The organism is uncultured Cetobacterium sp. (assembly GCF_947038635.1).
In the GTDB taxonomy this organism is placed as follows: Bacteria; Fusobacteriota; Fusobacteriia; order Fusobacteriales; family Fusobacteriaceae; genus Cetobacterium_A.
The window spans coordinates 1-22,162 of record NZ_CAMQXC010000001.1 but is presented as its reverse complement, the minus strand read 5'-3'; the positions used below and the strand labels follow the sequence as shown (position 1 = coordinate 22,162).

The window sequence follows — 22,162 nt, the reverse complement described above, 5'->3', positions numbered from 1 at the left end:
ATATTTTTTTAAAATAAAATTTTATTTTTGTTTATAGTCATGTTAATTCTCTTTTTATTCTGTCATTTATACAAGATAAAAATTCATAATGAGGAACTTTTAAATGATTTATGCTTTCCTCTAAATCATGAAATATCTCAATGTTATCCCCTTCTTTTACTGAATCATCTACTAAAATAAATGAACTATCCATACTAATATGAACTATTTTAAACTTTTTATTATTGATTATAGACATAATACCTTCACTTCTTTTGGAAAAGCCATCTCCATAACCTAAACGAATTTTTGCTACTTTTCTATATTTTCCTATATTTAAATTTTCTTTTTTTTCATACCCTATATATTTTAAATCATCTATATCTTTTATATCTAATATTCTACCATTTAATTTAAAAGCTCTTTTTATATATGGATCATAATATCCTATTTCTTGAAGTCCAAATAAGACAGTTCCACATCTTATATGAGTACAAAATTCACCCTCTATCGAAATAACTCCAGCACTATTTTGCATATGAATAATTTCAAATCTTTCATTTCCTAATTCTTTTAATATTTGAGAAAATCTTTTTTCTATTAAAACCATATCATCATAATCTGCAGCAAAAACATGAGTACAAAGACCCTTAAATTTTAATTTTTTTTCTTTTATCAACTCTTTTAGTTTAAAAAAATCTTTTTCTAAAATTCCATTTCTTCCAAATCCAAAATCTAATTTTAAATGTAGTTGTTGTGTTGAAACACCTTTATCTAAAAGATCTAAAAGATCTTTAAAACTATTTATTACCATATGAACATTTTTATTATTTTTTAAAATTTCTATTTCATCTATTGTTTCTAAAATAATAATATTTATATTTTCTATTTTTAATTTTAATATTTTTTCAGCTTCACATTCTCTAGCTACTGCAAAATATTTACAATCATTTTCTGATAAAAATTTAACTATATTTTCTATTCCATGCCCATAAGCATTAGCTTTTACAACTGCAATTATATCTTTATTTCTAAGTTTTTTTAAATAGTGGTAGTTATGTAAAATATTTTCTCTAGAAACTTTTATTTTAAAATCTTTTAATCCCATAACATCCTCCCTATTACTTTTTTACAATAGTATACTCTAAAAATAAAAAAAGGTGAAACAAAGTTTCACCTTTTTTTGAAAGTACTATCCTAATAGTTCTTCGTTATATTTATCTATTTCTGCTAATACATCCTCTGTTGTACTCATTGACATTACTCTTTCAACTAAAGCCTCTGCTGAAGCTTTATCTATAGCCATTACATTTTTCTTTACTTTTGCAACTGAAATAGCTGACATTGAAAATGCATCTAATCCCATTCCAAATAATAAAGCTGTTGCTCTAGCTTCTCCTGCAAACTCTCCACACATTGATATAGAGATTCCACCTTCGTGAGCTCCATCTATTGCCGCTTTAATAGCTGCTAAAACTCCTGGGTTATATGTATCATATAAATGAGATATTCTCTCGTTTCCTCTATCTACTGCTAGTGTATATTGAGTTAAGTCATTTGTTCCTATTGAGAAGAAGTCAACCTCTTGCGCAAACCATTTAGCTCTAAATGCTGTAGCTGGAGTTTCAATCATAATTCCTAATTGAATATCCTCATCAAACTTTATTCCTTCAGCTCTTAATTCAGCTTTACACTCTTCTAATAAAGCTTTTGATCTTCTACACTCTTCTATTGAAATTACCATAGGTAACATTATTTTAATATATCCAAATGCTGATGCTCTTAAAAGCGCTCTAAACTGTGTTTTTAAGATTTCAGGTCTATCTAGACATATTCTTAAAGCTCTCCATCCTAAGAATGGATTTTCCTCATGTGGTAGCTCCATATACGGTAATGATTTGTCTCCACCTATATCCATTGTTCTAATTGTTACTGGATATGATTTTCCATTTTCATCTTTCATTGATTCAGCAACAATTTTATAAGCTTCAAATTGCTCATCCTCTGTTGGGAATCTATCATTTGCCATGAATAAAAATTCTGTTCTATAAAGACCAATTCCATTAGCACCATTTCTTAAAACTCCTGCAACATCTTTTGGAGATCCTATATTTGCCCAAGCTCCAACTGTTATTCCATCTTTCGATGTAGCTGTTTTATCCTTTAATTGCTTTAATAACTCTTTTTCCTCTAAATACTTTTCTCTTTTCTTTGAGTACTTCTCTACATCCTCTTGTGTAGGTTCAATTATAACATCACCAGTTAAAGCATCAACTATTATTGAAGCTTCATTAGTTACTAATTCAGTTATGTTTCCAGTTCCAACTACTGCAGGTATCTCTAAAGATCTAGCCATAATAGATGAGTGAGCTGTTTTTCCACCAATATCAGTTATAAATGCTACAACATTTTTTAAGTCTAATTGAGCAGTATCTGATGGAGTTAAATCTCTTGCTACTACAACTGAATTTGCAGGAAGTGAAGATAAATCAACAATATCTATTCCTACAATGTTGTATAACCATCTTTTAGCTATATCTCTTAAATCTGCTGCTCTTTCTCTTAAATACTCATCTTCTAAGTTTGCTAACATATCACAATATCCGCTGATACCTTGCTCTAAAGCATTTTCTGCTGTTATTTTTTCATCTTCAATTAGTTCTGTTACTTCATCAAATAGATCTTCATCTTCTAATAATGTTATATGTCCATCAAATATTGCCGCTTTATCTTCACCTAGTTGTCTAGCTGTCTTTTCTCTAATTTTTAATAATTGCTCTTTTGTTTTTTCTCTACCTTCGATTAACTTTTCTTTTTGAATCTCAATATTTGAGCACTCACTCTTATCTATGAAAAGTTCCTCTTCTTTATATAAAAATACTTTTCCTACTGCTACCCCTGGAGATGCGTCTATACCTTTTACAAATTTTCTCATATTTTATCTCTCCCAAAACTTTAATTTTTTGACAAAAAAAAGGACAGAGTCACCCCCATCCTTCTCACACTTTAAACTATCGTCCTATTTATTAGTCCTTTAGATTTTCAAGTAGGTGAGCTAACTTCTCAACTGCTTCGTTCTCATCTTCTCCTGCAGCATGAACTGTTATTTTTGCACCTTTTTTAATTCCTAAAGAAAGTAATTTTAGTAAAGATGTTCCTTTTACTTTTTTTCCTTCTTCATTTTCTAATTCAATTTGAGATGTAAATGTTTTTGCTAAACTTACAAATTCGTTACCAGGTCTTGTATGTAGTCCTGTTTCATTTTTAATTTCAACTGTTTTACTTACCATAATCCTACTCACCTTTCTACATTTATTGTTTATTATTATATAAAAACATAAAGTTTAAATCTATTATTCAAATATAGAATACTTAATTTTCAAAATTTTGTCAATTTTTATTTTGAATTGTTTTTTTGTCAAAAAATGTTCATTTTTAAGTCTTTAATTGTGTATTTTATGATATTTTAACTATTTTATACACTCTGATTTAACATATTTAACGTTTTGTTAAATCTACTCATTAATAACTCTCTCAATATATTTTTTTATTGTATTAAAATAGATTTTTTTTGATTTTCTTTTCATAGTAAGTAAAAAATTCACATCTATATTTTCTTCTAGAGAACAAAGTTTAATAGCTTGCTCCTCTATTTTTAATTTTTCATACTCATCATATTCATCAAAAACCTTTAATATATCTACAGATATATCAGTTTCATCAATTAATTCTTTTAAACTATTTATAACTGGTTTTTTAACGGTTCTTCTTGCTTGATTTATTTTCTTTTTACTTATTAATCCTTTTTCTTTAACAATATTGTTAAATAAAGTTAAGTTTTGTTTTGAAACATCATTTTCTTGACTTAAGAGATTTTTTAGAACACCATTTATGTATTGAACTAAAGTTGTTTTTATATTAGAATTCAAATTTTTATATATAATTTTCAAGACTTCAATTAAAACAATTTCTCCCTCTTCTATAAAAATTTTCTTTATCTTTGTATCTGTTCTTTTATCCCACGATCTTGAAACATATATATTTTTCTTGGCTTTTTGAATATATTTTATTACTTCATCTGGATAAATAAATTCATTATTTTTTTCAACTTTTTTTATAACTTCTTTTTTTACTTCTTTTTTACTCTCTATCTTTAATTTTTCTTCTTTTTTTGGTTTTTCATTTATAATCTCAACAATTTCAGCTTCTTCTATATCATCGGAATTAAAATTGGATTTTTCAACATATCTTTCTTTCTCTTTTGAATAAGTAATCTCTTTAGGCTTATTTGACTTTGAATTTTCTATAAATGACGAAACATGACATTCTCCATCTTTTTTACTATTAAATTTATAAATTATATAATATGTATCTTCACTTTTATCTTGATATGATTTGTAATACTCCACATATCCAAGTTCGACTAATACATCATAGGCTTTTTCAACTCTTTTCAATACCTGCTTCATTCTACAAAGAACATAAGTTTTTGTATCTCCATTTTTATTTACTCTTTCTGTTGTTTGTTCTGTTTTTAATGGAATAATTGCAGCTATTGTTCTTAAATTTATTCTATCTTCTTGCTTTTCATATCTAATTTTACTAATGTATTTATAAATTCTTCCAGCTATAGGATCTTTTGCTAAAATTTCCATCAAAGCCTTTGAATTATATTTTATATATCTTTTATCACTTATTTTTTTTCTTATGTTTTTATTAAGAGTAACTCTATAATATATTTTTTTACCTTTTTTTAATTTTTGATAAGTTAGAAGCTTAAATTCCTCATCTTCAAACTTATACTTCCCTAATTTTGTATGATTTGAAACTATAAATTGATATTCTGTATTCTTTAAATTCTTTAAAGCTTGTTCAACTTTTGTATAATAAGTTCTATTCATCTTATTTCCTAAAAAATGAACTATAAAGTCTGAAATTTCAAATTCAATATATTCATCTTCATCATCTAAATCTTTTTTTGCTTCATAAGTTGAAATTAAATACGTATATATTTTTTCTTCAAAAATAGATGGTTGAAATACTTTATCTCTTGAATCTTTAGCTACTAATGTACAATACATAGTAACACCTAAATCTTCAAAAGAATATTGAAAATTTACTCTTTTATTTTGTTTTTGAGGAGTAAAAAATGGAAAAACAATCATTTCGACAGGTATATTTATTACATTATCTTTTAAATTTAAAAAATTTCCAGTTTCTTTTATTATAACTTCTCTAACTTCAATATCTGGTAATTGATTTAATCTTATATCAATTTTTGTTATATCTGTTAAAAGTGATCCTGTAGATGTTATATTAAAATTTTCTACGATATCATCTTTTTCTTTTTTCACCTTCTTTTCCATTAAAAACCTCTCTATAATTTTATAATACTAAATATGTATATTAACAATAATAAATATATTTAGCGTAATATAATATACCATTTTTTCTGTATATTAACAATAATATTTTTTTGTTTTTTAATCCCCTTATAAAATAAGGTTTTTTAATTTTTAAATAAGTCTAAATGTATATAAATAAACGGTTTATTTTGTGTATATTATCAATAATATTTTTTCAATTATTAAAAAGCTTATATTTATTAAGTTTTTATTATTTACTAAATTAAAATCCCTTATAAAATAACCTTTTCTTTTATGTATACTCACAATAATATTTATTTTTTTTATAAAACTATTGATTTTTCTAGCTTTATAAATCTACTAATACACAAAACTCCTGTAAAATTGGACTTCTCTTTTATGTATATTATCAATAATATTTAAAAAGTATTGATTTTATTAGATTTAAATAAATTAAGTGCTAACACTACTCAATAAAATCAACAGTATTTCAATTGTATATTATCAATAATATTTTTTTATATATAAATTCTTTAAAATCAATGGTTGAACGTATGTTTTTTTTTTAACTTAGTCTGTACATATAACATTATACAAAAAACAAAAAACAACTATGTGCATGAATACAATCAATCTCCTTATAATTTATTATTTTGTTTGAATTTTAAGATTAATTTTTTATTTATTAGAATTTACTTGACAAAACTCAAAATTTCTTCTAAAATATTTATCTGAAATATAGATATTTTTAGGAGGTGAAAAAATGAAAAGAACTTATCAGCCAAATAACAGAAAATACAAGAAGGATCACGGATTTAGAGCTAGAATGGCAACTAAAAACGGAAGAAAAGTATTAAAGAGAAGAAGAGCAAGAGGAAGAAAAGTATTATCAGCATAAAACCCGGTGATCTAAAACACCGGGTTTTTAAAGATTTAAGGACTATTTTAGGGAGTTAAATATTATGATTAATTTAAAAAAAAATAGGGAGTTTCAAAATGTTTATAATTATGGAAAAAAATCATTTGGATATTACTCTCTTATTTTTTTTAAAGCAAATGAAACTAATGAAAACAAATTTGGATTTGTTGTAAGTAAAAAAACTGGAAATGCAGTTTGTAGAAACAGATTAAAAAGATTATTTAGAGAGTATTGTCGTTTAAATGAAGAAAACCTAATAACAGGTTATGACATAATTTTTGTTGCAAAAAGAACAGCTGGAGAAAAATTTAAGACTTTAAGTTTTGAGGAGATGAAAAAAGATCTTGACCGTGTTCTTAAAAATTCTAAATTATTTAAAAAATAGTTTAGTTTATATTTTGAAAAAAACTATCTTGATTTTAATAAGATTTTATCAAAAATATATTTCAATATTTTTGGGGAAAAACTGTATATTTCAACCTTCTTGTTCAAAATACATGTATGATGCAATTGAAATGCATGGAGTTTTTAAAGGAGTGTATTTGGGAATATTAAGAATTTTAAGGTGTCACCCATATTCTAAAGGCGGATATGATCCAGTGCCACCAGTTAAAAAATGCGGAGGAAAAAAATAAAATGGAATTTTTATACAAAATATTTGAACAAATATTGCTATTTATAAATGGAATTACAGGAAATTTCGGTTTAGCTATAATAGGATTAACAATATTAATAAAAATAATATTATTACCGTTAACATTGAAACAAGATAAATCAATGAAAAAAATGAAAGAGTTACAACCAATATTAGAGCAATACAAAGAAAAATATGGTCATGATAAAAATTTATTAAACCAGAAAACAATGGAACTTTATAAAGAAAAAAATGTAAATCCGGCTGGAGGATGTTTACCACTTTTAGTTCAATTACCAATTTTATGGGCACTATTTGGTGTTTTAAGAGCTGAAAGAGGAATCGTTCCTGCTGAATCATTCTTATGGATGAATCTATTACAACCGGATCCTTATTATATATTACCTGTTTTAAATGGAGTTGTTGCATTTATTCAACAGAAATTAACAGGAACAGATAGTAATCCACAAATGAAACAAATGATGTATATCTTCCCAGTAATGATGGTATTTATTTCTTACAAAATGCCAGCAGGACTACAAGTTTATTGGTTAACATCAAGCTTTGTGGGAATTGTACAACAATATTTCATAATGAAAAAAGGAGACTAAGACTAGAGTTATGGAAAATATAATTGAAATCAAAGCGAGTAATAGAGAAGTTGCTATTGCTAGAGCTATAAAGATATTGGAGGTTACTGCTGATCAAGTTGTTCAAGTTACTGAATTAGAGAAGCCTAAGTCGTTCTTTGGTTTTTTTGCTAAAGATGGATTATATAAAGTTGAAGTTAGCAGAGAAGTAGAAGCTGAAGAGATTAAGATTTCAGGTCCAGAAAAAGATGAAGTAGTAAAAACTACAGAGAAATCAGAAACTAACATAGAAGCAGAACAAGAAAAAAAAGAATCAAAAAAAGAATTAAAAGAAAATAGAGAAAAAGAGATAATAAAAACATCTCAAGAATTATTAAATAAAATGGGACTTGATTTAGAAGTTGAAATTTTAAGATTAGAGGGTAGAAATTGTGTTATAAACCTTTATGGTGAAGATAATGGAATAATTATTGGAAAAAAAGGTAAAACATTAAATAGCTATGAATATCTGTTAAATACTTTAATTAAAGATGTTAGAATAGATGTTGATGTAGAAGGATTTAAAGAAAAAAGAAATGTAACATTGAGAGATTTAGCAAGAAAGATGGCTGAAAAAGCTATGAAAACTACTAAACCAATAAAATTAAATCCGATGCCACCAAGAGAAAGAAAAATTATACATGAAGTTGTTAATAAATATTCAGAATTAGATACTTATAGCGAAGGAAAAGACCCTAAGAGATATATTGTTATTAGAAAAAAGAAATAGGGGTGAGTTATATGTTTGATACTATTGCTGCCATTTCAACTCCAAGAGGAGAAGGTGGAATAGGAATTGTTAGAATGTCAGGAAGTGATTCTTTATGTATACTAACAAAAATATTTAAACCTATATCAAAAAAAGATGTTAGCGAACTTAGAAATTTTAGCATTAACTATGGTCATCTTTATGATGGAGATGAAATTATAGATGAAGTTTTAGTTTCAATAATGAAAGGACCTAACACTTATACAAAAGAAGATATTGTAGAAATAAACTGTCATGGTGGATTTCTGATTACAGAAAAAGTCTTAGAATTAGTTTTAAAAAGTGGAGCTAGAATAGCTGAAATAGGTGAATTTACTAGAAGAGCTTTCATGAATGGAAGATTAGACTTAACTCAAGCTGAAGCTGTAATAGATTTAATACATGGAAAAACTGATAAAAGTATATCATTATCATTAAATCAACTTAGAGGAGATTTAAGAGAGCAAATTGATATATTAAAAAAACAACTTTTAGATGTTTCAGCACATGTCAATGTAGTTTTAGATTATCCTGAAGAAGGAATAGATGATCCATTACCACATGACTTAGTAGAAAATTTACATAACGTTGTAAATACAACAGATGCTTTAATTAAATCTTATAATAAAGGAAAAATGATTAAAGAGGGTGTAAAAACAGCTATTGTAGGAAAGCCTAATGTTGGAAAATCAAGTTTATTAAACTCTATTTTAAGAGAAGAAAGAGCTATTGTAACTCATATAGCTGGAACTACTAGAGATATTATTGAAGAAGTTGTCAATCTGAATGGAATTCCTTTAGTTTTAGTAGATACTGCAGGAATAAGAAAAACAGATGATTTAGTAGAGAATATAGGTGTAGAAAAATCAAAAGAGTTAATTGAAAAGGCAGATTTAGTCTTATTTGTTGTTGATAACTCTAGAGAATTAGATGAAGAAGATTTAAAAATTCATGAAAGAATTCATGCTGATAAAGTTATAGGTCTTATAAACAAAACAGATGTAGAATCTAAATTAGATATAACACCATTAACAAAAATAAAAAAATGGATAAAAATTTCTGCATTAGAAAAAATAGGAATAGATTCAATGGAGAAAGAGATATACAATTATGTTATTTCTGGCCAAGTTGAAGATAGTTCACAAAAATTAGTTATTACTAACGTTAGACATAAGTCAGCATTGGAAAAAACTAAGCAAGCAGTGGAAAATATATTTGAAACAATAGATATGGGATTACCAATGGATTTAATAGCTGTCGATTTAAAAGAAGCTTTAGATTCATTGTCAGAGGTAACGGGAGAGATTAGTAATGAAGATCTTTTAGATCATATCTTTAGTAATTTCTGTGTAGGAAAATAAAAGGTATCAGCCACAGATTTATTGTCTGTGGCTATAATTTTTTTGATATTTATTTATGTATATGGACAAAAATAAAAGGAGAAATATATGACTTTTAAATATGATGTAATAGTTGTTGGTGGAGGACATGCTGGAGTTGAAGCTGCTTTAGCAAGTGCTAGATTGAATAGAAAAACACTACTTTTTACGTTGGCATTAGATAATATAGGAATGATGTCATGTAATCCATCAATAGGTGGACCTGGAAAAAGTAATTTAGTTGCAGAGATAGATGTTTTAGGTGGAGAGATGGGAAGACATACAGATCAATACAATCTTCAATTAAAACATTTAAATACAAGTAAAGGTCCTGCTGCTAGAATAACAAGAGGACAAGCTGACAAATTTTTATATAGAACAAAAATGAAAACATTACTTGAAGAAACTGAAAACTTAGAGATTATGCAAGATAGTGTAGATGAACTTTTGCTTGAAAATGATATGATTAAAGGTGTTAAAACAGCTTTAGGAATTGAATATTTAGCAGAAACAGTTGTATTAGCTACTGGAACATTTTTAAAAGGAAGAATAGTTATAGGAGATGTAAAATATCCTGCTGGAAGAATGGGTGAAAATTCAGCTGAAAAATTATCAGATAGTTTACAAAAGAATGGAATACATTTAGAAAGATATCAAACAGCAACTCCTCCAAGAATAGATAAGAGAACTGTGGATTTTTCTGTTATGAAGCCACTTTATGGAGAGGAGCATCCAAGATATTTTTCTATATATACACAAAAAGAAAAAAATAATGTAGTTCCAACATGGTTAACTCATACTTCAGAGGAAACTTTAAATGTAACAAAAGAGATGTTAAAATTTTCTCCAATAGTTTCTGGAATAATTGAAACACATGGACCTAGACACTGTCCATCTTTAGATAGAAAGGTTTTAAACTTTCCAGATAAATATGACCATCAGATATTTTTGGAGTTAGAATCAAGTGAATCAAATGAACTTTATGTGAATGGATTAACGACAGCAATGCCACCGTTTGCTCAAGAAGCGATGTTAAAATCTATCAAAGGTCTAGAAAATGCTAAAATAATGAGATATGGTTATGCAGTAGAGTATGATTATGCACCTGCATCACAATTATATCCAAGTTTAGAAAGTAAAAAAATAAAAGGATTATATTTTGCAGGTCAGATAAATGGAACATCTGGATATGAAGAGGCAGCAACACAAGGATTTATTGCTGGAGTTAATGCAGCAAGAAAAACATTAAATAAGCAGCCTGTAATTTTTGATAGAAGTGAAGGATATATAGGAGTACTAGTTGATGATATCATTCATAAAAAGACACCTGAGCCTTATAGAGTGTTACCATCTAGATCAGAGTATAGATTGACACTTAGATTTGATAATGGTTTTATGAGACTATTAGATAAAGCTGAGGAGATTGGAATTGTTCCAGAAGATAAAATTAATTATTTGAAAAAATGTAGAGAAGATGTATATAAAGAGATTGAGAGAATAAAAGAAACAAAAGTTCCAATGAAAGATGCTAATGAATTATTAGAAAAAAAGGGAGCAGAACAAAGATTAACTAAAGGGGTTCAAGCAAATGAACTTCTTAAATTTAAAGAGGTTTCATATGATGATTTAGCTCATTTATTACATATTCCTGAATATCCTGAATTTGTAAAAAATCAAATTGAGACGATGATAAAGTATGAGGTATTTATTGAAAGAGAGAGAGAGCAGATAGAAAGATTTAAAAGATTAGAAGCTTTAAGTATTCCGGAAGATTTTGATTTTGATACTGTAACTGGTATTTCAAATATAGCTAAAGCTGGATTAAAAGAGATTAAACCTCTTTCAATAGGAGAAGCTTCAAGAATAAGTGGAGTAACAGGAAATGATATAGCTTTACTTTTAGCAACTTTAAAAAAATAATAGTACTACGGACAATAATAAAAACTGTAAAGATAAAGTTAAATAACTTGTATTTACAGTTTTTTTTGTTATACTTATAACTATAAAATAGATTTTGGAGGAAAAATAGTGATTATTAGTGATTATCATATACATAGTAGTTTTTCTGGAGATTCTGTAGAAGATTTAGATAGAATTTGTAGAAAAGCAAAAGAATTAGGTATTAAAGAAATTGCAATAACTGATCATATGGATTTAGATGTAATTGGGACAATGAATAGTAATGATTTTATGTTAAATTTAGATGAATACGTTCCAACGATTTTAAAGTTAAAAGAACAACATAAGGGTGACTTAGATATAAAATTAGGGATGGAATTTGGAATTCAAAGACATCTAGGAGAAGTTGGAGATAAAATTATAGAAAAATATCCATTTGATTTTATAATATCTTCTGTTCACAGTGTGGATAAATTACTTTTAGATCAAAAGGAGTTTTGGGAAACCAAAACAAGAGAACAAGCTCATGACAAATATTTTTTAGAAATATTAAAAAGTGTAGAAAACTTCAATGGGTTTAGTGTTCAAGGTCATCTTGACTTTATTACAAGATATGGTGGTATTGACAAAAAAGGTTTTATAGATTATATAAGATATCAAGATATAATTGATGAGATTTTAAAAAAAATTATTTCTAAAGGAAAGGGTATTGAAATTAATACTTCTGGAATAAGATATAATGAAAATAGATTTTATCCTTGTGATGATATAGTAAAACGTTATTTTAAACTAGGAGGAGAAGTTATAACAATAGGTTCAGATTCACATAAAGCATCAGATTTAGGTAAAGATTTTAAAAAAGCATATGATTTTTTAGAAAGTATAGGAGTGAAATATATTTCATCTTTTGACCAACTTGATGTATCTTTTAAAAAAATAAAATAATTTTCTTTAAGAGAAGGTGAGTATGAACAAAAATAAAAAGAACAAAGGGCTAACTTTTTTAGAGACAATAGCATGTATTGCTATTATTTTTATAGTTAGCTCTTTTTTATTTTACAAAATATTAAAATATAATGAGAAAATGGACCTTGAAAAAAGTAGACGTATCATTCAAACTTTTTTTATTAAATATACTATGAGATCGCTATATGAAAAAAGTAAATATCAGATAGAAATTGACATGTTAAATAAGAATTTAAATGTAAAAAAATTAAATAGTGAAATTATAGAAAAATTATATCTTCCTGAAAAACTAAAATATGAAATAATTTATGATAACAGTAGAAATCAAAAATTTAAAGTTGATACAACAAAAAGTGGAAATTTAAGTAAAGCTTTTACAATATATGTATTTGGTTATAATAATCAAGTTGAAAATAGAGTTGCATTTTATACATTTCAGAAAGAAAAAGTTTTAAAAATAAATATATATTTAAATAGAGCTGTAAAGGATATTAATTACGATAACATATTGAATTATCACTATTCACAAGAGGGACAAAATAGAATTGGATGGATGGAGGAACAATGAATTTAAAAAATTATTTTTTAATAATGATTGTTTTTACTGTTGTACCAATAAAAACAACATATAAAAATAAAATGTTAATTAAATATGTAAAAGTTTCTACAAATGAGAATAAAATTCAATTCAAAGTATTAAAAGTTGAAAGGAGATGATATATGGGGGAAAATATTTATTTTAAAAGAGAAGTTTTTGAAATAAGGGACTTTAGTGAAATAAAAAATAATAAAGAAGATATCTTAGAATTTTTAAATGAATTAATATTCTATAGTTTAAAAGAGAATGTTTCAGATATACATATAGAATCAAAAGAAATTGATATTAAAATAAGAGTTCGTATAGATGGTATCTTAAAATACTATCAAGATTTAAATAAAAATTTTGGATTAAAATTAATGACTAAGCTAAAGTTAATGAGTGAACTTGATATTGGAGAGAAAAGACTTCCTCAAGACGGAAGATTTAAAGGACGATACAAGAATGAGAAAATAGATTTTAGAGTTTCATTAGTTCCAACTATATTTGGAGAAAGGTGTGTTTTAAGAATATTAAAAAATAATATATCTGAAGTTTCTTTAGAAAATTTAGGATTTACAAATGAAAATTTAATTAAACTAAAAGAACTGTTGAATAGAAAAAATGGATTATTACTATTTTGTGGACCAACTGGAAGTGGAAAAACAACAACTCTTTATTCAATAGTAAATTATTTAAATAATGAAAAATTAAATATAATTACAATAGAAGATCCAATAGAATATCAATTTCCAAATATTAATCAAATTCAATGTAAAAATGAGATAGGACTAGATTTTTCAAAAATATTAAGAAGTGTTTTAAGACAAGATCCAGATATTATATTAGTTGGAGAGATACGAGATAAAGAAACTGCAGAAATAGCATTAATGGCATCTTTAACAGGTCATTTGGTTATAACTACTCTTCACACAAAAGATGCAATATCAGCTATTGATAGATTAATCAATTTTGGAGTAGATAAATTTATTATTGCAACAGCTATAAATGCTATTGAAAGTCAAAGATTAGTTAGAAAAGTATGTAAAATATGTGGTGGCAAAACTGAAAATAGTTGTTGCAATGAAGGTTTTAAAGGTAGAGAAGTTGTAGAAGAGATAATATTTTTTGATAAAGAGATAAGAGATATTATTTTAAATAAAAGTATAAAAGATTTAGAGAATTATTTAAAGTTAAAAGGTTTTAAAACACTTTTAGATAATGGTTTTATAAAAGTCGAAACTAGAATTACAACAAAATCTGAAGTTTTAAAAGAGTGCTTAATATGAAATTATATAGATGTCTTATTCTTGATAAAGAAAGAAATCAGATAGAAGATATATATTTAGAAAAAAATAAAAAAATACTTTTAGATAGATTAGTTAAAGATAAAAAAAAATTAATAAAAATTTTAGAAATACAATTTGAAAGGAGGATTAAAGAGAAAGAGTTAGAGAAAATATATTTTAAAATAGGAAGACTATTAAACGCAGGACTTTCCTTAAAAAAATCTATAGAGTTTCAAAAAAATAGTTGTAAAAATTTAAGTTTAAAATTTAGAATTTTTAATCTTTATAAAAAATTAGAGAAAGGAGAGGATATATATGAAATTTTAAGAAGTGAGAATTTAATAAAAGAAAGAGAGCTTTTAATAATCTATGTTTCAGAAAATGCTGGAAAAATAGGTGATGGTTTTTTAAAAGTAGCTTATTTGAAACAAAAAAAAGAAAAATTAAAAAATGAGTTAAAAATAGCTTTATCATATCCAACTTTTATCTTATTCATATCAACAATAATAATACTTTTAATTTTTTACTTTATTGTACCTAATTTTCAAATATTATATGAAATAGAAAAAAATAAATTACCATTTTTAACAAGAATAATTTTAAATACTCAACATATCTTGAATAAATTTCCCTACACAATAATTATAATAATTTGTGTATTTTTTTTTTCTATAAAATTTTTTCATTTAAAAAAGCAATTACAAAAGGTATCTTTTATAAAAAAATATTTATTGGAAAAATATATAATAAATATTTTAGAAAATCTTTCTCTATTATTAGAATCAGGAATATCGATAGATAAGGGAATAGATATTATTTTAGAAAATTTAGATAGTGGATATTTAAAAAACAGAATGTTTATATTAAAAAATATAAAAAAAGGAGAGTTGCTCTCAGAATGTTTTAAGAAACTCAATATATTATCTTTAGAAGAAATAGATATGATTAAAGTTGGAGAAGAAAGTGGAACTGTCGAAATAGTTTTAAAAGAGATTTCTTTAGTGAGAGAAGAGGAGTTAAATAAAAAGTTAAAGATAGTTTTAAAACTATCAGAGCCTATTTTATTATTGCTTGTAGGAATATTAATAAGCGTATTTGTAATTGGTTTGTATTTACCAATATTAAATATGAGTGATATTTTAGAAATTTAGGAGGTTTAATGAAAAAGAAGAAAAATAAAGGATTTAGTGTAATTGAAATAGTTTTAGTTTTAGGTGTAATAGGTATTTTAAGTAGTTTTATAGCTCCAAAAGTAAGAGACTACTTAGCTCTTGCAAAGGATTCAAAGGCAATAAATACACTGCAAAGTTTAAGAATGGCTAATGAAACTTACTATTTAGAAAACGGAAATTATCCAAGTTCAAAAGATAATAGTATGAATGATATTTTAGTAGAATTATCGAAATATGTAGGAGATAAATTTGAATTAGTAGAAAATGAACTTTTAATAGATATTGGAGGAAGTAAAGAAAGTCCAGAAACTAAAGAAATAAAATATGGTGGAAAAGTAAAGGTAGATTTAAATAGTAATAAAGAATTTATATTAACTCCTCATGGAGATACAGCTGAATTTAATATAAGGGGAGATGAATGGTCAAAGTTATAGTATATTTTTTTATAGTAGTAATTTTATTAGAGATAATAATAAGAGATGTAAGAGAAAAAATAATTTTGAATAAAAGCAATTTAGCATTACTTTTTTTAGGGATAATTTTAGGTTTTTTAGAAGGAGATTTACAAGAAAGAATTTTGGGTGCTGCATTATATACATTGCCTTTTATCTTAATATATGGATATGGAAGTGATATTTTAAATAAAGAATGTATAGGAATGGGAGATGTAAAACTAGTTACAAGTTTAGGATTTCTTTTAAAATTTGATAAAGTTTTTGATATATTAATTTTTTTAAATATAAGTTTTATTACTCCTTTAATTTATTTAGGAGGAAAATATATATTTTTAAAAAAACTAGATAAAGATATAGCTTTTGGGCCATTTTTAATTTTGTCATATTTTTTAGTTATAATTAAGGAAAATTATGGAAAATGGTAGAAAGGGAGGAACATATTTAGAGGTTTTAATAAGTCTAATTATATTATTATTAGTTTTAAATCCACTATTATATTCTTTAATCTCTTTAAAAAAAGGATTTAATAAATTAAATGAATTTAATAATTTAGAAAATGAAATAGAAAAAATTAGATCATTTTATAAAAATTCGTTAAATATAGGTGATTATATCTCTTCAAATGAAGAGTATACAATTAATATAAAAACAAAGAAAATTTATGAAAAAATATACGAATTAGAGATAAAAGTGGAAAAAAATAGTTTAAAAAGAGAGAGTAAATTATATGTATATAGACAAAAATAAAGGATTTTCAATAATAGAAATATTATCTACTTTAGTAATAATTACAATTATTTTCCAAATTTTATTTTATTATTTAAAATATCTAAACATAGAAAGAAAACTAGAAATGAATAGATTTCGTTTTAATAAGAATATGAAATTAATATTAGAAAGTATAAATACATCTATATATGAATCATTGGAATATAAAATATATAATTTAGAGAAAATAAATGTTTATATTGATTACTCTAAGCCATCTTTAAAGAACGGAAATACACTTATAGTTGAAAAATATATTCCTGGAGAAGAATCTTACTCCGATATAGAGATATATTATTCAGAAGACAGTATTATTACATCTTTTTCTGGAAAATATAAAAGAAAAAATATGATAAATGTAGAGATCGAAAGTAGAGAGAATATTATAAAAAATCTAAAAGCAAATTTTAATTTAGAAGATTATGGAGTTTCAATGGAGGGACACTACTTAAATGAAAAATTTAAAAAAGAGTTCAAAAAATAATGGATATATTCTTCCAAGTATTTTATTTATTCTTACTCTTTTAGTTTGGTTATTTTCGATGAGCTTATTAAATTATAAAAATGAAATTGATAGTTTATCTTCTTTAAAAATATCAAATGATGACTATTGGATTACAGAAAATCTTTCTACAGTAGCAGAGTATGAAATTTTTAAAGGAAACAATTTAATTGAAAGTGGTGATTATAGAGATATAATTGAGTATTTTGAAGATAAAACTCTTATTTGGATTGATGTAAATGAAATTTCTAAAAGTGGTTATAAAAGAGATACAGTTAAACAAAATGAAAAACTTATAGAAGATAGATTAAAGTTTATTCCATTTACAAAAAATATTTTTGAAATAAAATTAATTAAAGTTATAGATATAGAAAAAAATCAAATAGAAATTAAAATAGATTTATTTTATGAATATTTACAAGGAGAATTAGATTTTTTTAAAAGTTATAAAAGAGAGATAAGAGGAGTTGAGGCTAGATTAAAAAATGAAAATATTGGAAATTAGTGATAGAGGAATAAAATTATCAGAAGATGGAGAAATAATTAATCAAGGTTTATTTCAAAATGAAGAGGATATTCCAAGAGAAATAAATGAATTATTATCTATATATGAAGTTGCTGATGAAGTAATACTAAAAATAAAAATTGTTTTAGATAATGAAATAATTCTTCAAATAAAAGAAATTATTAATAAAAATGGATGGTTATTAAAAGAACCTAAAGTAACAGGAAAAAAGATTAAAATAGTATTATTGACAATATTAACAATAGAGTTTATTTTTGGTTTAGCTATTTATTTAAGAAATTATAAGTTAGATATAGAAAATTTAAATTTAAAAAAAGAAATTATTAGTCATAAGAAAAGTTTAAAAGAGTTAGATATTAAAATTTCTCAAATTTCCTTAGATGAAGATGAAGAGTTAAAATTTAAAAAAACTAAAATTGGGGATAGTTTAGTTTTTTTATCAAAAGCATGTAAAAAATCTGATGTAAACTTAGAAAAAATAGAGTTTTTAGAAAATAAAATAATATTAAATGGAACAGGAAAAAATATAAATAATATATTTAAGCTGAAAAAATATTTATTAATGGATAAAAAAATTATTGAATCAAAATTTGATTTTATAAAAAAAGAGGGGGAAATTGTATATTTTTTAATGGAATTAGAGATAAGTTAAAGAATTTAAATTTAAAAATTAAAGTTATACTTACAATAATAAATTTTTTAATAATATATTTTTTATTATTTAAACCAATATTAGTTTTAAAAAACAGATTTGATATAAGAGAAAAATTAAAAATAGAACTTAAAAATTTAAAAAGTATAGAAATAGAAAAACAAAGAATATTGAAGAGAAATACTGATGAAGAAAAAAATTTAATTTCAAAAAAAAATGAATTATTAGAAGAGAAACAAAAATTAATTTTCAATAATGAATACGATGTTTTCAAATTCATTGATGATATTTCAAATGAAAATAATTTAACAATTGAGGTAATTGGAAGAGAAGTAAAAGCAATAAAAAGTTTAAATGATATAGAGGGAACTTTTTTTTATCATAGTACAGGAAGAGAAATGGATATCTATAATTTTATATTTCAGTTAGAAGAAGAAAAAAGATATATAACATTAAAAAAGGATTCTATATTGATAGAAATAAATGATAATATTTTAGATTTAAAAATGAATGTTATGTATATATTCAATAATAAAAAAGAAAATTTAGATTATGATTATTATAATGATGGGACTTTTAAAAAAAATAAAACAAGAGAAATTGGTAAAAAAAGGAGGTCTATTTAAATGAAATATAAAATTTTTATATTATTTATTTTCATATATCTTGCTAATTTCTCAATGGAAACATATCCAAAGGAATTAGATTTAAAGGATATCCCTATTGTAGATTTATTTGCTCATCTTTCGAAATATTCTAAATATACAATGATTGGAGATAGCTATGTAAAAGATATAGTTGTTGATGGATATTTTAAAAAGGGAACATCTATAGATGAAATTTTGGATGTAATGGAAACAACATACGGACTAACTAAAATAAAAAATGGAAAAACATTAATATTTCGTGGAAGAAAATCAGAAGATAAAGATATGCTAGTTGGAAAAGTATTTGATAAAAATACAAATAAAGAGTTAAAGGGAGTAAAAATAATTTTAAAAAGAAGAGAAACTATTGAAGCTTATTCAGGAACTTATGGAGAATATTTAATAGATAGTATTGTAAAGGGAACTTATTTTATATCTATTTTATCTAATGATTATACTTATAATGGTGATTTTTTAGAAATAAAGGATGGAGTTAATAAATTTGATTTTTACGTAGAGAGAAAAAATTTGAATTTCCCTAAAAATATCCCTCAAGAAAGGGAACAAAAAAACAAAAAAGATGATATAATAGAAAATATTTCATTGGAAAATTTAAACCATGAAGAGATTGAAAAAATAATAAAAGAAACTTTTGAAGATAAATTAAAAGTTTCAATTAGTTCTGGAAATAATTCTATAGTGCTTTTTGGAAAAGGTGATATAGTTTATACTGCAAAAAGTTTAATAAAGAAATTAGATAGAAGAAAAAAACAAGTTAGAGTTACCGCAGAGATAATTGATGTAAAAGAAAATCTTTTTGAAGAGCTTGGTTTTAATTGGGCCTATGATACTCAAGGAAGATTATCTGATAAAAGTAGTGGTATATATTTAGAAACGCTTATATCTGGGACAGTAGATGGTTTAGGTGAAATAATGGGAAGTTCTATAAATTTTATAAGTAAATTTAACAGTGGAAAAGATGTTTTAGACTTAACTTTGACTTTGTTAGAAACAACTCAAGATTTAACAATAAATGCGTTACCATCAATAATATTATTGAATGGTGAAACTGGAGTTTTGAAAATGACGGAAGAGGTTATTGTTGGTCAAGATAAAGAAGAAAACACAAATAATGATACTGTTACATATACACCTATATTTAAAGAAGCTGGAATTATATTAAAAGTTTTACCATACATAAAAGAAGATAATAGTGTTTATTTAGATTTGAATTTAGAAGCAAGTGATTTTAAATTAAAAAAATCTTTAAAACCTAGTGATATTAATTCTGGAACATTTAATGCGGATGGAGGTTCTAAAATATCTAGAAATCTTCAAACAAAAGTTAGATTAAAAAATAATGATGTGATTTTAATAGGTGGTTTAAAAAGAAAAATAGATCAAAAAATAAATAGTAAAGTTCCTATTTTAAGTGAAATTCCAGCTGTAGGAATTTTATTTAAGAGTAAATCAAGTAGATTAGAACATACAGATTTATACATAAAATTAAAAGCTGAAGTAATAGAGGAGATTTAAAATGGAAAAAAGTAGATTAGAAGAGATACTTAAAAGTTTTCAAAATTTAAAAGTAGCAGTAGTTGGGGATATGATGTTAGATGATTATTTAATTGGATCAGTTGAAAGAATTTCTCCAGAAGCACCAGTACCAGTAGTTTCAATAAAAGAGGAAAGATTTGTATTAGGTGGAGCAGCAAACGTAGTTAATAATCTATCAACATTAGGAGCTAAAGCAGTTTGTTTTGGAGTTGTTGGAGAAGATTTTGATGGAGATAGATTAATAAAAGAGTTAGAAAAAAAATCTATAGAAACAATGGGGATTGTAAGAAGTGAAGATAGGCCTACTATTGTAAAAAGGAGAATAATAGGTGGAAACCAACAACTTTTAAGATTAGATTGGGAAGATGCAAGACCAATCACTGAAAATTTAGAAGATATTTTATTAAAACAGATAGAGAAACAAATTGATGGATTAGATGCAATAATTTTATCTGATTATGATAAGGGAGTTCTAACACCAAAAGTTGTAAAAAAGATAATATCATTATGTAAAGAAAAAGGGATAATAGTAACAGTTGATCCAAAGCCTAAAAACGCTTTAAACTATATTGGAGCGACTTCAATGACACCAAATAGAAAGGAAGCCATTGAGTGTTTAGGTAAAAAAAGTTTTGATAATATAATAGAAGTTGGAAAAGAATTAAAAGAAAAATTAGAATTAAATAATCTTCTTTTAACAAGAAGTGAAGAGGGAATGAGTTTGTTTCAAAATGATGAGGTAATAAATATTCCAACATATGCAAAAGAAGTATTTGATGTAACAGGGGCAGGAGATACAGTTATCTCTGTATTTACGTTAGCTAGTGCAGCAGGTGTAACATTGCATGAAGCTGCTAAGATAGCAAATACTGCAGCAGGTGTAGTAGTGGGAAAAATGGGAACATCAACAGTTACAACTGAAGAGATTTTAGATTTTTATAATAGAATTTATAATGAGTGGAAGTAGGTAGTCTTCATGTTAAGAATAGGAAATGGTTATGATGTTCATAGATTAGTTGAAGGAAGAAAATTAATTTTAGGTGGGGTAGAGATACCTCACCTAAAAGGTGTCTTGGGTCACTCAGATGGTGATGTATTGGTCCATGCTGTAATGGATGCTCTTTTAGGAGCTTTAGCTTTAGGAGATATAGGTCAACATTTTCCAGATACATCAAATGAATATAAAGATATAGATAGTATGATACTTTTAGAAAGAGTATTTAGTTTAATTAAAGAAAAAGGATATAGAATTATAAATTTAGATTGTATAATTGTTGCTCAACAACCTAAATTGAAACCTTATTTAGATGAAATGAGAGATAAAATTTCTAAAGTATTAGAAACGGAAATTTCAAATATAAGTATAAAAGCTACTACAGAAGAAAAACTAGGATTTACAGGCAATGAGGAAGGAATAAAATCTTATTGTGTTGTTCTTTTACAAAAAAAATAAAAAATATAAAAAAATAGTTGCGTTAGTGAATGGATTGTGCTATAC

General features: G+C 24.9%; 26 protein-coding genes. 22 read left to right on the top strand and 4 right to left on the bottom strand.

Going from position 1 to position 22,162, the window contains the following annotated elements:
* Nucleotides 1-37: 37 nt before the first annotated feature.
* The 4 genes from Q0V08_RS00130 to Q0V08_RS00115 all read right to left on the bottom strand — a co-directional run bounded on the left by Q0V08_RS00130 (nt 38) and on the right by Q0V08_RS00115 (nt 5,345).
* Complete coding sequence (locus tag Q0V08_RS00130; RefSeq protein WP_297430983.1) at nt 38-1,087, bottom strand: alanine racemase; 1,050 nt, start codon at nt 1,085-1,087, stop codon at nt 38-40.
* Between the two features lie 84 nt (nt 1,088-1,171).
* The gene (ptsP, locus tag Q0V08_RS00125) at nt 1,172-2,914 is read right to left on the bottom strand and encodes a phosphoenolpyruvate--protein phosphotransferase (RefSeq protein WP_297430981.1); all 1,743 of its coding nucleotides are present in this window, start codon (nt 2,912-2,914) and stop codon (nt 1,172-1,174) included.
* 91 nt (nt 2,915-3,005) lie between these two features.
* Nucleotides 3,006-3,269, bottom strand: a complete 264-nt coding sequence (locus Q0V08_RS00120) for an HPr family phosphocarrier protein (RefSeq protein WP_023050032.1) — start codon at nt 3,267-3,269, stop codon at nt 3,006-3,008.
* Nucleotides 3,270-3,494: 225 nt separating this feature from the next.
* A complete protein-coding gene (locus Q0V08_RS00115; protein WP_297430979.1) occupies nt 3,495-5,345 on the bottom strand; it encodes a replication initiator protein A in 1,851 nt (616 codons plus the stop codon).
* A 763-nt stretch (nt 5,346-6,108) separates the two neighbouring features.
* Between Q0V08_RS00115 and rpmH the strand changes: the two genes are divergently transcribed.
* From rpmH to ispF, 22 genes are all read left to right on the top strand, one after another.
* Nucleotides 6,109-6,243 carry a 50S ribosomal protein L34 gene (rpmH, locus tag Q0V08_RS00110; protein WP_023050045.1) on the top strand — a complete coding sequence of 45 codons (135 nt, stop codon included), beginning with the start codon at nt 6,109-6,111 and terminating at the stop codon, nt 6,241-6,243.
* A gap of 64 nt (nt 6,244-6,307) precedes the next feature.
* On the top strand, nt 6,308-6,649 hold the full coding sequence (gene rnpA / locus Q0V08_RS00105) for a ribonuclease P protein component (protein ID WP_297430977.1): 342 nt from the start codon (nt 6,308-6,310) through the stop codon (nt 6,647-6,649).
* Between the two features lie 13 nt (nt 6,650-6,662).
* The gene (gene yidD / locus Q0V08_RS00100) at nt 6,663-6,899 is read left to right on the top strand and encodes a membrane protein insertion efficiency factor YidD (RefSeq protein WP_040406499.1); all 237 of its coding nucleotides are present in this window, start codon (nt 6,663-6,665) and stop codon (nt 6,897-6,899) included.
* A 1-nt stretch (nt 6,900) separates the two neighbouring features.
* A complete protein-coding gene (locus Q0V08_RS00095) occupies nt 6,901-7,509 on the top strand; it encodes a YidC/Oxa1 family membrane protein insertase (RefSeq protein ID WP_023050042.1) in 609 nt (202 codons plus the stop codon).
* 10 nt (nt 7,510-7,519) lie between these two features.
* Complete coding sequence (gene jag, locus Q0V08_RS00090; RefSeq protein ID WP_297430974.1) at nt 7,520-8,257, top strand: RNA-binding cell elongation regulator Jag/EloR; 738 nt, start codon at nt 7,520-7,522, stop codon at nt 8,255-8,257.
* A gap of 11 nt (nt 8,258-8,268) precedes the next feature.
* Entirely contained in the window at nt 8,269-9,636 is a 1,368-nt protein-coding gene (mnmE, locus tag Q0V08_RS00085) for a tRNA uridine-5-carboxymethylaminomethyl(34) synthesis GTPase MnmE (RefSeq protein WP_297430972.1), read from the top strand.
* Between the two features lie 87 nt (nt 9,637-9,723).
* Nucleotides 9,724-11,574 carry a tRNA uridine-5-carboxymethylaminomethyl(34) synthesis enzyme MnmG gene (gene mnmG / locus Q0V08_RS00080; RefSeq protein WP_297430970.1) on the top strand — a complete coding sequence of 617 codons (1,851 nt, stop codon included), beginning with the start codon at nt 9,724-9,726 and terminating at the stop codon, nt 11,572-11,574.
* Between the two features lie 108 nt (nt 11,575-11,682).
* Nucleotides 11,683-12,498 (top strand): histidinol-phosphatase HisJ family protein, encoded by an 816-nt coding sequence (locus tag Q0V08_RS00075; RefSeq protein WP_297430968.1) that lies wholly within the window; start codon nt 11,683-11,685, stop codon nt 12,496-12,498.
* Between the two features lie 22 nt (nt 12,499-12,520).
* Nucleotides 12,521-13,087 (top strand): hypothetical protein, encoded by a 567-nt coding sequence (locus Q0V08_RS00070; RefSeq protein ID WP_297430966.1) that lies wholly within the window; start codon nt 12,521-12,523, stop codon nt 13,085-13,087.
* Complete coding sequence (locus Q0V08_RS00065) at nt 13,084-13,236, top strand: hypothetical protein (protein ID WP_297430964.1); 153 nt, start codon at nt 13,084-13,086, stop codon at nt 13,234-13,236. The genes Q0V08_RS00070 and Q0V08_RS00065 overlap by 4 nt, the downstream gene beginning before the upstream one ends.
* Before the next feature lie 3 nt (nt 13,237-13,239).
* Nucleotides 13,240-14,385, top strand: coding sequence for a GspE/PulE family protein (locus tag Q0V08_RS00060; RefSeq protein WP_297430962.1), 1,146 nt, complete (start codon nt 13,240-13,242; stop codon nt 14,383-14,385).
* Nucleotides 14,382-15,536: a type II secretion system F family protein gene (locus Q0V08_RS00055; protein WP_297430960.1), complete on the top strand. Its 1,155-nt coding sequence runs from the start codon at nt 14,382-14,384 to the stop codon at nt 15,534-15,536. The genes Q0V08_RS00060 and Q0V08_RS00055 overlap by 4 nt, the downstream gene beginning before the upstream one ends.
* Before the next feature lie 8 nt (nt 15,537-15,544).
* Nucleotides 15,545-15,991 (top strand): prepilin-type N-terminal cleavage/methylation domain-containing protein, encoded by a 447-nt coding sequence (locus tag Q0V08_RS00050; protein WP_297430958.1) that lies wholly within the window; start codon nt 15,545-15,547, stop codon nt 15,989-15,991.
* Nucleotides 15,976-16,437, top strand: a complete 462-nt coding sequence (locus tag Q0V08_RS00045; RefSeq protein ID WP_297430956.1) for a prepilin peptidase — start codon at nt 15,976-15,978, stop codon at nt 16,435-16,437. The genes Q0V08_RS00050 and Q0V08_RS00045 overlap by 16 nt, the downstream gene beginning before the upstream one ends.
* Complete coding sequence (locus Q0V08_RS00040) at nt 16,424-16,759, top strand: hypothetical protein (protein WP_297430954.1); 336 nt, start codon at nt 16,424-16,426, stop codon at nt 16,757-16,759. Before Q0V08_RS00045 ends, Q0V08_RS00040 begins: the two co-directional genes overlap by 14 nt.
* A complete protein-coding gene (locus tag Q0V08_RS00035; RefSeq protein WP_297430952.1) occupies nt 16,740-17,264 on the top strand; it encodes a prepilin-type N-terminal cleavage/methylation domain-containing protein in 525 nt (174 codons plus the stop codon). The genes Q0V08_RS00040 and Q0V08_RS00035 overlap by 20 nt, the downstream gene beginning before the upstream one ends.
* Nucleotides 17,233-17,787, top strand: coding sequence for a hypothetical protein (locus tag Q0V08_RS00030; protein ID WP_297430950.1), 555 nt, complete (start codon nt 17,233-17,235; stop codon nt 17,785-17,787). The genes Q0V08_RS00035 and Q0V08_RS00030 overlap by 32 nt, the downstream gene beginning before the upstream one ends.
* Nucleotides 17,768-18,460, top strand: coding sequence for a hypothetical protein (locus Q0V08_RS00025; protein ID WP_297430949.1), 693 nt, complete (start codon nt 17,768-17,770; stop codon nt 18,458-18,460). Before Q0V08_RS00030 ends, Q0V08_RS00025 begins: the two co-directional genes overlap by 20 nt.
* 170 nt (nt 18,461-18,630) lie before the next feature.
* Nucleotides 18,631-19,086 carry a hypothetical protein gene (locus tag Q0V08_RS00020; protein ID WP_297430946.1) on the top strand — a complete coding sequence of 152 codons (456 nt, stop codon included), beginning with the start codon at nt 18,631-18,633 and terminating at the stop codon, nt 19,084-19,086.
* A complete protein-coding gene (locus Q0V08_RS00015) occupies nt 19,087-20,643 on the top strand; it encodes a hypothetical protein (protein ID WP_297430945.1) in 1,557 nt (518 codons plus the stop codon).
* A 1-nt stretch (nt 20,644) separates the two neighbouring features.
* Nucleotides 20,645-21,631, top strand: a complete 987-nt coding sequence (rfaE1, locus tag Q0V08_RS00010) for a D-glycero-beta-D-manno-heptose-7-phosphate kinase (RefSeq protein WP_297430943.1) — start codon at nt 20,645-20,647, stop codon at nt 21,629-21,631.
* Between the two features lie 9 nt (nt 21,632-21,640).
* A complete protein-coding gene (gene ispF, locus Q0V08_RS00005) occupies nt 21,641-22,117 on the top strand; it encodes a 2-C-methyl-D-erythritol 2,4-cyclodiphosphate synthase (RefSeq protein WP_297430942.1) in 477 nt (158 codons plus the stop codon).
* The last annotated feature ends 45 nt before the right edge of the window (nt 22,118-22,162 follow it).

Excerpts from the sequence above, each read along its gene's own strand:
- Q0V08_RS00130 (WP_297430983.1), bottom strand. The coding sequence starts at position 1,087 with ATGGGATTAAAAGATTTTAAAATAAAAGTTTCTAGAGAAAATATTTTA.
- ptsP (WP_297430981.1), bottom strand. The coding sequence starts at position 2,914 with ATGAGAAAATTTGTAAAAGGTATAGACGCATCTCCAGGGGTAGCAGTA.
- Q0V08_RS00120 (WP_023050032.1), bottom strand. The coding sequence starts at position 3,269 with ATGGTAAGTAAAACAGTTGAAATTAAAAATGAAACAGGACTACATACA.
- Q0V08_RS00115 (WP_297430979.1), bottom strand. The coding sequence starts at position 5,345 with ATGGAAAAGAAGGTGAAAAAAGAAAAAGATGATATCGTAGAAAATTTT.
- rpmH (WP_023050045.1), top strand. The coding sequence starts at position 6,109 with ATGAAAAGAACTTATCAGCCAAATAACAGAAAATACAAGAAGGATCAC.
- rnpA (WP_297430977.1), top strand. The coding sequence starts at position 6,308 with ATGATTAATTTAAAAAAAAATAGGGAGTTTCAAAATGTTTATAATTAT.
- Q0V08_RS00095 (WP_023050042.1), top strand. The coding sequence starts at position 6,901 with ATGGAATTTTTATACAAAATATTTGAACAAATATTGCTATTTATAAAT.
- jag (WP_297430974.1), top strand. The coding sequence starts at position 7,520 with ATGGAAAATATAATTGAAATCAAAGCGAGTAATAGAGAAGTTGCTATT.
- mnmE (WP_297430972.1), top strand. The coding sequence starts at position 8,269 with ATGTTTGATACTATTGCTGCCATTTCAACTCCAAGAGGAGAAGGTGGA.
- mnmG (WP_297430970.1), top strand. The coding sequence starts at position 9,724 with ATGACTTTTAAATATGATGTAATAGTTGTTGGTGGAGGACATGCTGGA.
- Q0V08_RS00070 (WP_297430966.1), top strand. The coding sequence starts at position 12,521 with ATGAACAAAAATAAAAAGAACAAAGGGCTAACTTTTTTAGAGACAATA.
- Q0V08_RS00065 (WP_297430964.1), top strand. The coding sequence starts at position 13,084 with ATGAATTTAAAAAATTATTTTTTAATAATGATTGTTTTTACTGTTGTA.
- Q0V08_RS00060 (WP_297430962.1), top strand. The coding sequence starts at position 13,240 with ATGGGGGAAAATATTTATTTTAAAAGAGAAGTTTTTGAAATAAGGGAC.
- Q0V08_RS00055 (WP_297430960.1), top strand. The coding sequence starts at position 14,382 with ATGAAATTATATAGATGTCTTATTCTTGATAAAGAAAGAAATCAGATA.
- Q0V08_RS00050 (WP_297430958.1), top strand. The coding sequence starts at position 15,545 with ATGAAAAAGAAGAAAAATAAAGGATTTAGTGTAATTGAAATAGTTTTA.
- Q0V08_RS00045 (WP_297430956.1), top strand. The coding sequence starts at position 15,976 with ATGGTCAAAGTTATAGTATATTTTTTTATAGTAGTAATTTTATTAGAG.
- Q0V08_RS00040 (WP_297430954.1), top strand. The coding sequence starts at position 16,424 with ATGGAAAATGGTAGAAAGGGAGGAACATATTTAGAGGTTTTAATAAGT.
- Q0V08_RS00035 (WP_297430952.1), top strand. The coding sequence starts at position 16,740 with ATGTATATAGACAAAAATAAAGGATTTTCAATAATAGAAATATTATCT.
- Q0V08_RS00030 (WP_297430950.1), top strand. The coding sequence starts at position 17,233 with ATGAAAAATTTAAAAAAGAGTTCAAAAAATAATGGATATATTCTTCCA.
- Q0V08_RS00025 (WP_297430949.1), top strand. The coding sequence starts at position 17,768 with ATGAAAATATTGGAAATTAGTGATAGAGGAATAAAATTATCAGAAGAT.
- Q0V08_RS00015 (WP_297430945.1), top strand. The coding sequence starts at position 19,087 with ATGAAATATAAAATTTTTATATTATTTATTTTCATATATCTTGCTAAT.
- rfaE1 (WP_297430943.1), top strand. The coding sequence starts at position 20,645 with ATGGAAAAAAGTAGATTAGAAGAGATACTTAAAAGTTTTCAAAATTTA.
- ispF (WP_297430942.1), top strand. The coding sequence starts at position 21,641 with ATGTTAAGAATAGGAAATGGTTATGATGTTCATAGATTAGTTGAAGGA.